The following is a 9730-nucleotide window of genomic DNA, read 5'->3' on the forward strand; positions in this document are numbered from 1 at the left end:
CCGCCATGCACCTCGATACCGTGTTCACGTTCTGTGGCGGCAACGTGGTGACCGCCTTCAAGGAGGTCGCCGATGCGGTGGTCTGCTACGACCTGCGTCCCGGCGAGGGCGACAGGACCCTGGCGTTCCGGCGGGACCCACGCCACCTGTTCGACCTGGTCGCGGATGTCCTGGGATATCGCTCGCTTGAAGTGGTGCCCACCGGCGGCGACAGCCCGGAAGAACGGGAGCGCGAACAATGGAACGATGGCAACAACGTGCTGGCGTTGAGCCCCGGTGTCGTCGTGGGCTATGACCGTAACGATGACACCAATGCGGCGCTGGAGGCGGCGGGTATCGAGGTGCTGGTCATTCCCGGTGCCGAGCTGGGCCGTGGCCGTGGCGGCGGGCGCTGCATGAGCTGCCCGACACGTCGTGATCCTGTCTGAGAGGGAAGGGGACGTCGCATGGCATTCAATCTCGAGAATCGGCGGCGTACCATCAAGGCGATTCTCGTCGCGACCCTGGGAGGCTGACATGCTGGTGGTGGCGGCACTGGGCGGCAATGCCCTCTTGAAACGCGGGGAGCCGCTGACGGCCGCGGCGCAACGCGGTAACGTGCAGGTGGCGGTCCACGCGCTGGCCGACATCGTGCGCGCTGGTCACCAACTGGTGATCACCCATGGCAACGGTCCCCAGGTGGGCCTGCTGGCGCTGCAGGGCGCGGCCTATCGGCCGGACGAGGCCTATCCGCTGGACGTGCTGGGCGCCGAGACCGAGGGCATGATCGGCTACATGATCGAACAGGAGCTGGAGAACGCACTCGACCATGATCGCCCGGTGGCGACCCTGCTGACCCAGGTGGTGGTGGATCCCGAGGACCCGGCCTTCGCTCATCCCACCAAGTTCGTCGGGCCGGTCTACGAGCGGGACGAGGCCGAGCGTCGCGCGGCGGCGGCCGGCTGGCAGATCGCACGCGACGGCGACAAGTGGCGACGGGTCGTGCCCTCGCCGACACCGCTGGAGATCCCGGACCTGCGAGTGTTGCAGCTGCTGCTCGCCCAGGACGTGGTGGTGGTCTGCACGGGGGGCGGCGGGATCCCGGTCCTGCGCCGGGAGGACGGCAGCATGATCGGTGTGGAGGCGGTGATCGACAAGGACGCTGCCAGCGCGATGCTGGCTCGCCAGCTGGGCGCCGACGCCCTGCTGCTGCTGACCGATGTCGACGGGGTGTACCGGGATTACGGCACCGATGCCGCGTCCCCGGTCCACGCCCTGACGGTGGCCGGGGCCCGGGAGATGGCTCTGCCGGCCGGCTCCATGGGGCCCAAGCTGGCGGCCGCCTGTGACTTTGCGGAGAATGGGGGCATCAGCGGCATCGGCCGACTGGTCGATGCCCTTGCCATACTGGAGGGAAAGGCGGGCACGCGGGTGTCGGCCGACGCATAGGATGCGCTGATGACGCAGCATGAAGCCCAGTTGGAGGCCGAGGAGGCCAGCGGTTCCATCGTCGCCATTCGCGGTGGCGTCGTGGACGTCAGGTTTGCCGGGCAGGTCCCCGGCATCCGGGAACTGCTCTACGCCGGGAAGATTGGCCTGGAGGTGGCCGGCCTGGCGGACGATGGGGTGGTGCGCTGCATTGCGCTGGGGCCGGTCAGGGGACTGGGGCTCGGCATGCCGGTGCGGGCCACTGGCGCGCCGATCAGCGTGCCGGTCGGCGACGCCGTGCTGGGCCGCATGCTCAACGTGTTCGGCATGCCGATCGACCGCAAGCCTGCCCCGGCGAGCGAGGATCGGCGCTCCATCCACCAGCCATCGCCGCGGCTCGAGGATCGGGTCGTGCGCAGCAGGATCCTGGAGACCGGCATCAAGGCCATCGACCTGCTGTCGCCCATCGAGCGGGGCGGCAAGACCGGCCTGTTCGGGGGGGCCGGCGTCGGCAAGACCGTGCTGATCACCGAGCTGATCAACAACACCGTGCAGCAGCACAAGGGCGTGAGCCTTTTCTGCGGCATCGGTGAGCGCTCCCGAGAGGCGGAAGAGCTCTATCGCGAGATGGGCGAGGCTGGCGTGCGCGACAACACCGTGATGCTGTTCGGCCAGATGAACGAGGTGCCCGGGGTGCGATTCCTGGTGGGCAAGACCGCCCTGACCATGGCGGAGTATTTCCGCGACGATCAGCAGCGGGACGTGCTGTTGCTGATCGACAACATCTTCCGCTTCGTGCAGGCCGGCTCCGAGGTCTCCGGGCTGATGGGCCGCATGCCCTCGCGGGTCGGCTACCAGCCGACGCTGGCCACCGAGCTGGCGGAGCTGGAGGAGCGCATCACCTCCACCCGCAAGGCCGCCATCACCTCGGTCCAGGCCGTCTACGTGCCGGCCGACGACTTCACCGACCCCGCCGCCGCCCATATCTTCTCCCACCTGTCGGGCTCGGTCGTGCTGTCACGCAAGCGGGCCAGCGAGGGCCTGTATCCGGCCATCGATCCCCTGGCCTCCTCCTCGGTCATGCTCACACCCTCGGTGGTGGGGCAGCGTCATTACGACATCGCCCGAGCGGTGCGCCGCACCCTGGCCGAGTACGAGGAGCTGCGGGACATCATCGCCATGCTGGGCATCGAGGAGCTCTCGGCCGCCGACCGGGCCACCGTCGCCCGCGCCCGCCGGCTGGAGCGCTTCCTGACCCAGCCCTTCTTCACCACGAGCTCGTTCACCGGGACCGAGGGCAAGCGCGTGTCCATTGACGATACCCTCGAGGGATGCGACACCCTCCTGAACCAGACGCGTTTCGAGCATGACGAGGGCGACTACTACATGATCGGGGCCCTCTCCGACCTGGAGGGGGAGACATGAGCCTGTCAGCCGAGATGCAGGTGACCCTGCGGCTGCCGACCTGGACCCTGTACGAGGGCCCGGCGACCCGGCTGTTTGCGGAGGCGGAAAACGGGGCCTTCGGGATGCTGCCGAACCATATCGACTTCGTCACCGCGCTGGTGCCCTCCGTGCTGATCCTGACCCTGGCGGACGGCGAGGAACGGATCTTCGGCATCGACGAGGGGATCCTGGTGAAGAAGGGCCATGACGTGGACATCGCCATCCGGCGGGGCGTCCAGGGTCGCGACCTGGCCTCGCTGAGGGAGACCGTGCAGGAGAGCTTCGTCGAGGTGGATGAAGACGAGCGCGTGGCCCGCTCCGCCCTGTCTCGCCTGGAGGCGGGCATCGTGCGGCGGTTTGCCGACCTGCAGCGGCCCAGGACGCCATGACCCGGAAGCGGAAGTCTCCGGTGGAGGACATCGGCCGTCGCGCCCGGCGCCGGGAGAGAGCGCGGCACGACCCGGGCAGCAGCCCGCTGCGGGGGCTCGGGGTCTTCGGCATGATCGGCTGGTCGATCGCGGTGCCCACCGTGGGCGGCGCCTTTCTCGGGCTGTGGCTCGACCGCCACATGCCGCAGGCGTTTCAGTGGACCCTTGCCCTGATCCTGGGGGGCGTGGCGCTGGGCAGCTTCATTGCCTGGGCCTGGGTCAGCAAGGAAGCCAACGACAAGGGGAGCGAGCATGATGACGATTGACTGGCACGCCGTGATTACCGGCTTCGGCGCCGGTGTCGCTGTCAGTATCCTGTACTTCCTGGGCCTGGCGCTGAGCGTCCGCCTGGCACTGCGCCTGACTCGGCCCGTCGCCGTCCTGTTGCCCAGCGCCGTGGTGCGGATCGGGCTGCTGCTGGCGGCCGGCTGGTGGGTGACCGACGGGGGCACCCTGGGCGGGGCTTTCGTGGGCTATGTGCTCGCCTTCTTCCTGGTGCGCTCCATCGCTACCCTGATGGCCCGGCTACCCCGGGTGAAGGAGGCCGGATGCAACTGACACCCGACGAGACGACGGTCTTCACCCTCTGGGGCCTCGGCATCAACGAGACCGTGGTCAATACCTGGATCGTCATGGCCATGCTGACCGTTGCCTCGATGCTCGTGACCCGGAAGCTGCGCCCGGACGTGCCGCCGAATCGCTGGCGAACGACCCTGGAGGTGATCGTTACCGGGATCCAGCGGCAGGTGGAGGACATCTCGCCGCAGTCGTCGCGCCACGTCCTCTACTTCTCGGGGACGCTGTTCCTGTTCATCGCGCTGTCCAACCTGCTGCTGGTCGTGCCGGGCTTCACGCCGCCCACCTCCTCGCTGTCGACCACGGCGGCCCTGGCCCTGTCGGTGTTGATCGCCGTGCCGCTGTTCGGCATCAGCCGCCAGGGCATCGGCGGCTACCTGAAGACCTATATCCAGCCCTCCATCGTCATGCTGCCCTTCAACATCATCAGCGAGTTCTCCCGGGGGATCTCGCTGGCCATCCGCCTCTACGGCAACGTGATGAGCGGGGCGGTCATCGCCGGCATCCTGCTCGGCGTGGCGCCGTTCTTCTTTCCCGTGGTGATGGACGTGCTGGGCCTGCTGACCGGCCTGATTCAGGCCTACATCTTCGCCATCCTGGCGACCGTCTATATCTCGTCGGCCACGGCCGTCGTCAGCAAGCCGGACAACAAGGAGCAAGACCGATGACTGATGCAGCCCTTATTGCGGCCATTTCCATCTTCACCGCGGGACTGACAATGGCTTTCGGTGCGCTGGGCCCGGCGCTGGGGGAGGGCCGCGCCGCGGCCGCCGCCCTGACCGCCATCGCCCAGCAGCCGGACTCGGCCTCCACCCTGTCGCGCACCCTGTTCGTGAGCCTGGCCATGATCGAGTCCACGGCGATCTACTGCTTCGTGGTGGCGATGATCGTGCTGTTCGCCAACCCGTTCATGGACGCCTTCCTGCAAGCCACCCAACCGGCGGCAGGCTGAGCCATGTCGATCGACTGGGTCACGGTCCTCGCCCAGATCGCCAACTTCCTGGTGCTGGTCTGGCTGCTCAAGCGCTTCCTCTACAAGCCGATCCTCAAGGGCATCGATTCCCGCGAGGCCGAGATCGCCGCCCGGATGAGCGAGGCCACGCGCGCCAAGGAGAAGGCGGCCGCCGCCGAGGCGGACTTCGTGGCACGGCAGCAGAAGCTGCAGGCCGACCAGGACGCCTTGGCGGAGCGTGTGCGCGAGCAGGCGAAGCAGCAGCGGGACGCCCTGCTGGACGAGGCCCGTGAGAAACTGGAGCAGGAGCGCCAGGATACCCTGGCGTACCTGGCCCGCGAACGGGAGCGCTTCACGTCGGAGCTCTACAAGGCGAGCGCCGAAACGCTCTACCAACTGGCCGGCCGGGCGCTGTACGACCTGGCCGACGAGCGCCTGGAGGAGCACATCGCCCTGCATGTGATCGGCAAGCTGGACCCGCTGTCGGACGAGTTGGCTTCTGCGGCCGACAACGCCGAAGAAGCGGTGGCTACCACCCATGTCCCGTTGCCAGCGGGGGCCCGCCATGAGGTCGAGGCCGCCCTGCAGGCCCGGGTACCCGGCCTTCCCCTGCGCTTCACCACCGATGACAGCCAGTCCCCCGGCCTGGTCCTGCGCATCGGCAGCCTCCAGCTCGCCTGGACGGTCGACAGCTACACCGACGAGCTGGTCGAGCTGCTGGAGGAGCGCCTGGCCAGTGGCGAGTCGGGCAGGGTGAACGCGCATGGCGGATGAGTCGCACCGGCCCGACGTGCAGGACTTCATCGACGTCCTGCTGGACAGCCCCGCCCCCTCCCCGGTGCTGGCCGAGGTGGGGAGGGTCGCCACGGTGGGCGACGGGATCGCCGTGGTCTCGGGGCTCGGTCGGGCCCTGGCGGATGAGCTGCTGGTGTTTGCCTCGGGGGTTCGCGGCGTGGTGCTGGACCTCGAGCCTGACCGGCTGGGGGTCGTGTTGCTGGGCCCCTCGGAGCGAGTGAGGGCCGGTGAGGATGTCTGGCGCACCCACAAGGTGATCAGTGTCCCGGTGGGACCGGGCCTGGTCGGCCGGGTGGTCGACGCCACCGGCCAGCCCCGGGACGGCAAGGGCAGGGTGACCGCCGTGGCCGAACGGCCGGTGGAGGCCCGGGCCCCGGACATCCTCAGTCGCGCGGCCGTGAGCCGCCCCCTGGCGACAGGTCTCAAGGCGGTCGATGCCGCGGTACCGGTCGGCCTGGGGCAGCGTGAGCTGATCATCGGTGACCGCCAGACCGGCAAGACCTCCATCGCGGTGGATACCATCCTCAATCAGTCACGCTCTGAGGTCCTGAGCATCTATTGCGCCATCGGCCAGCGCGGGGATGCGGTGGCCAGGGTCATCGAGGCGCTCCGGGCGAGCGGGCAGCTGGCGAAGACGATCGTGGTCGTCGCCGGCGACGAGGACGCGCCGGGCCTGGCCTATATCGCGCCCTATGCGGCGATGACGATGGCGGAATTCTTCGCCGACCAGGCCCGGGACGTGCTGGTCGTCTTCGATGACCTCACCCACCACGCCCGCTCCTATCGGGAGCTCTCGCTGCTGCTGCGGCGACCGCCCGGGCGCGAGGCGTTCCCCGGCGACATCTTCTACGTGCATGCCAGGCTGCTCGAGCGGGCCGGCCAGTTCACCGAGGACGCCGGGGGCGGTTCCATCACCGCCCTGCCCGTGGTGGAGACCCAGGCGGAAAACCTGTCGGCCTATATCCCGACCAACCTCATCTCGATCACCGACGGCCAGATCTATCTGTCGCCGCGGCTGGTGCGCAAGAACCAGTTCCCGGCCGTGGACCTCGGGGTGTCGGTGTCGCGGGTGGGCGGCAAGGCCCAGCACCGCGCCTTCCGGGACGTCGCCGGCAACCTGCGCGTCACCCTCTCCCAGTTCGAGGAGCTGGAGGACTTTGCCCGCTTCGGCACCCGGCTGGATGATGCCACCCGGGCTCGCCTGAGCCGTGGCGCGGCGGTTCGGGCGGCATTGCGCCAGCCCGAGCGGGACCCGGTACCGGCCGTGGAGCAACTGCTGGTCCTGCTGGCGGCGATGGAGGGCATGTTCGATGGGCTGTCGGAGACCGAGGTAGTGGCCGCCATGGATACCATCCGGGCATCGGTGGGGGACGCCCTGACGGGGGTCGCCACGCGCATCGCCCGCAACGAGCCCCTGGACGAGGAGGATCGCGCCGCCATCCTCTCGGTGGCGCGGACGGCCCTGGAAAAGGCGGAGGGCGGCCGTGACGCAGACGCTTGAAGCCCTCTCCCGCCGCTTTGATACGCTGACCAGCATCCGCGGGATCGTGCACACCATGAAGACGATCTCGGCCATCAATGCCGTGCCCTACGACCGTGCCGCCCGCTCCATCGAGGCCTATCACCGGACGGTGCGCAGCGGACTCCAGGCCTTCGTTGCCAGAACCGGCCCCATCGCCATGCCGGCCGCGGAGTCGGCCGACAGCGTCGTGGTGGTATTCGGCTCCGACCATGGCCTGTGCGGCAACTACAACGAACTGCTCGCCGAGAAGGTACAGGCGGAACTCGTGCCGACCACGGCCGGACGCGCCGCCCTTCGGGTGCTCTGTGTCGGCGCCCAGATGAATGACGCCCTGGCGGGGCAGGGCCTCAGCCCCGAGAGCGTGCTGCTGCCGCCGGCCTCGGCGGATGGCATCGGGCGCCTGGCGGGCAGCATCGTCACCCGGCTGGACGACATCGGCGGCGGCGAGCCTCACCACCGGAAGGTCACGCTGGCCTTCACCCAGCGCGCCGGACGCGGGCAGCACGAGCCGGTGCTGATGCCGCTGCTGCCCCTGGGGCAGGCGTTCCTGTCGGAGCTCGCCGGCCGGCCATGGCAATCCCGCTCCCTGCCCGACTACTCGATGCCCAGCGCCGAGCTGTTTGCCGCCCTGTTGCGCAGCCATATCTTCGCCAGCGTCTTCCGGGCCTCGGCGGAGGCCATGGTCACCGAGAATGCCGCGCGGCTGGCCCTGATGCAGCAGGCCGAACAGTCGGTGGACGATCGCCTGGACGAGGTGAAGGGCCAGCTGCGATCAGTGCGCCAGGACAACATCACCACCGAGCTGCTGGACGTCATCATCGGCTTCGAGGCGCTGCGCAAGCCTTCCCGTAGCTCTCCTCACAAGACGACTCGCCCCTCTCCTTCCAACACTCCCCGCCGGACCTGAGGGACCGGGCCCAGGGAAGGCGTGCAGGCGCCGCGTCGCCTAGCGGCAACCCGAACCGCGCCACACCCCTGGGGGGGGGATGGCCAAGTATGCCCGGGCGGTGAGTTCTGCCTACAACAGGGCGGTGCCCGACCTGCCGGAGTGAGGGCGAGTCAGGAGGAATGTGGTCATGTGGAGCGCTTTCACTATTCGAGGCTAGCCTTCTATGCTTCTAGTGGATTGCGCCGATGCATCGAGATATCGCCCATTGCCATCTGGCCATGACACGTCGTGGCGGTGGATACGTCGCCATCGCACTCAGCGAGAGGAGGTAGTATGCCGAAATCCGGTCCCAAGCAAGCTCGAGTCGAGCCGATCCGCGAAGCCGAGGACCAGAACCTGCCGGTCATTGGTTGGCATGTCATCGACGAGACGGATCCCGAGAACGAGATCGCGGTCTCGGAGCATGACACCGAAGCAGAAGCCATTCGCGCTGCGGAAGAGTACGAACAGCGCGAGGAGTGAGCACCGCACGATTCACCTGGTCAGTGGTCGAGCACTACCAACAGGCCCGGCCAAACGGTAATCGAACGACAGCGAGGAGAGGTCAATGAGTGATGCAACCGCCGGTAAACGCCTGGAAGGCAAGGTGGCCCTGGTGACGGGTGGGGTACATGGTATCGGCAGAGCCATCTCCCTGCGCCTGGCCGAGGCCGGCGCCAGCGTGGCGGTCACGGATATCGACGATGATGCGGGGCAAGCCCTGGTCGAGGAGATCGAGAACAGCCAGGGAACGGCACGTTACTGGCATCTCGATACCTCCAGCGAAACGCAGGTCAAGAGCGTCTTCAAGGAGACGGTGCAGGCGTTCGGCAGTCTCGACGTGCTGGTCAACAATGCCGGTATCTCCGGCGTCAACAAGCCGACCCACGAAGTGACCGCCGAAGAGTGGAACGAACTCATGGCGGTCAACGTCAACGGCGTCTTCTATTGCACGAAGCATGCGGTTCCCTACATGCAGAAGGCCGGCCAGGGCAGCATCATCAATCTCTCTTCCATCTATGGCATCGTGGGTGCAGCTGACCTGCCGCCCTATCACGCCTCCAAGGGCGCCGTTCGGGTGATGAGCAAGAACGATGCGCTCTTCTATGCCAAGGACAAGATCCGGGTCAACTCCGTGCATCCCGGCTTCATCTGGACGCCGCTGGTGGAGGGGATTGCCAAGGAATCCGAGGAGGGTGTCGAGGCATTTCGTCGCCACCTCGATAGCCTGCATCCCCTGGGCCATGTGGGCGACCCCGATGACATCGCGCACGGGGTGGTCTATCTCGCCTCCGACGAGTCGAAGTTCGTGACCGGAAGCGAGCTGCTGATCGACGGGGGTTACACCGCAAAGTGAGCCTGACCGGGGGCAGGAGGGCTGCGCGGCATCTTCCAACCGACGAGTTCAGCAGGGGAACCAGCCTGACACACGCGTCGGGCCTTCGGGCTCGCCGCCTTTCGTATGGCATCACCCCGAGTCGGATGAGGCGCGGCTGACAGGCGGCTCACTCATCAGCCCGTCAGGTGGATGGGCGCCAGCGCCGCGTCGGCTGTCTCGACGCGACCGATGATCGCGGCCTGCCGGTAGCCCAGGGCGTGCAGGGCCGAGAGGCATGCTTCGGTACGCTCGGCGGGGACCCCGGCCAGCAGCCCCCCGGCGGTCTGGGGGTCGAAGA

General features: G+C 67.9%; 13 protein-coding genes. All 13 read left to right on the forward strand.

Translation table 11 applies throughout. The annotated features are described in order from the left end of the window. On the forward strand, nucleotides 1-428 hold a 428-nt coding region (locus tag RI841_RS10935), incomplete at its 5' end, for an arginine deiminase family protein (RefSeq protein ID WP_310705631.1). An 88-nt stretch (nucleotides 429-516) separates the two neighbouring features. Continuing rightward, a complete protein-coding gene (arcC, locus tag RI841_RS10940; protein ID WP_310705632.1) occupies nucleotides 517-1428 on the forward strand; it encodes a carbamate kinase in 912 nt (303 codons plus the stop codon). 9 nt (nucleotides 1429-1437) lie between these two features. After that, nucleotides 1438-2832, forward strand: coding sequence for a F0F1 ATP synthase subunit beta (gene atpD / locus RI841_RS10945; protein WP_310705633.1), 1395 nt, complete (start codon nucleotides 1438-1440; stop codon nucleotides 2830-2832). Beyond that, nucleotides 2829-3242 carry a F0F1 ATP synthase subunit epsilon gene (locus RI841_RS10950; RefSeq protein WP_310705634.1) on the forward strand — a complete coding sequence of 138 codons (414 nt, stop codon included), beginning with the start codon at nucleotides 2829-2831 and terminating at the stop codon, nucleotides 3240-3242. Before atpD ends, RI841_RS10950 begins: the two co-directional genes overlap by 4 nt. Next, complete coding sequence (locus RI841_RS10955) at nucleotides 3239-3547, forward strand: AtpZ/AtpI family protein (RefSeq protein ID WP_310705635.1); 309 nt, start codon at nucleotides 3239-3241, stop codon at nucleotides 3545-3547. The genes RI841_RS10950 and RI841_RS10955 overlap by 4 nt, the downstream gene beginning before the upstream one ends. Beyond that, a complete protein-coding gene (locus RI841_RS10960; protein ID WP_310705636.1) occupies nucleotides 3534-3839 on the forward strand; it encodes an ATP synthase subunit I in 306 nt (101 codons plus the stop codon). The genes RI841_RS10955 and RI841_RS10960 overlap by 14 nt, the downstream gene beginning before the upstream one ends. Continuing rightward, nucleotides 3830-4525, forward strand: a complete 696-nt coding sequence (locus tag RI841_RS10965) for a F0F1 ATP synthase subunit A (protein WP_310705637.1) — start codon at nucleotides 3830-3832, stop codon at nucleotides 4523-4525. The genes RI841_RS10960 and RI841_RS10965 overlap by 10 nt, the downstream gene beginning before the upstream one ends. Continuing rightward, the gene (locus tag RI841_RS10970; protein WP_310705638.1) at nucleotides 4522-4809 is read left to right on the forward strand and encodes a F0F1 ATP synthase subunit C; all 288 of its coding nucleotides are present in this window, start codon (nucleotides 4522-4524) and stop codon (nucleotides 4807-4809) included. Before RI841_RS10965 ends, RI841_RS10970 begins: the two co-directional genes overlap by 4 nt. A gap of 3 nt (nucleotides 4810-4812) precedes the next feature. After that, the gene (locus RI841_RS10975) at nucleotides 4813-5583 is read left to right on the forward strand and encodes a hypothetical protein (RefSeq protein WP_310705639.1); all 771 of its coding nucleotides are present in this window, start codon (nucleotides 4813-4815) and stop codon (nucleotides 5581-5583) included. After that, the gene (locus tag RI841_RS10980; protein ID WP_310705640.1) at nucleotides 5573-7105 is read left to right on the forward strand and encodes a F0F1 ATP synthase subunit alpha; all 1533 of its coding nucleotides are present in this window, start codon (nucleotides 5573-5575) and stop codon (nucleotides 7103-7105) included. The genes RI841_RS10975 and RI841_RS10980 overlap by 11 nt, the downstream gene beginning before the upstream one ends. Further along, nucleotides 7089-8033, forward strand: a complete 945-nt coding sequence (locus tag RI841_RS10985; protein ID WP_310705642.1) for a FoF1 ATP synthase subunit gamma — start codon at nucleotides 7089-7091, stop codon at nucleotides 8031-8033. Before RI841_RS10980 ends, RI841_RS10985 begins: the two co-directional genes overlap by 17 nt. A gap of 315 nt (nucleotides 8034-8348) precedes the next feature. Further along, nucleotides 8349-8537, forward strand: coding sequence for a hypothetical protein (locus tag RI841_RS10990; RefSeq protein ID WP_310705643.1), 189 nt, complete (start codon nucleotides 8349-8351; stop codon nucleotides 8535-8537). Nucleotides 8538-8622: 85 nt separating this feature from the next. Further along, entirely contained in the window at nucleotides 8623-9411 is a 789-nt protein-coding gene (locus tag RI841_RS10995) for a glucose 1-dehydrogenase (RefSeq protein ID WP_310705644.1), read from the forward strand. The last annotated feature ends 319 nt before the right edge of the window (nucleotides 9412-9730 follow it).

This window comes from Halomonas sp., assembly GCF_031581305.1.
GTDB lineage: Bacteria > Pseudomonadota > Gammaproteobacteria > Pseudomonadales > Halomonadaceae > Halomonas.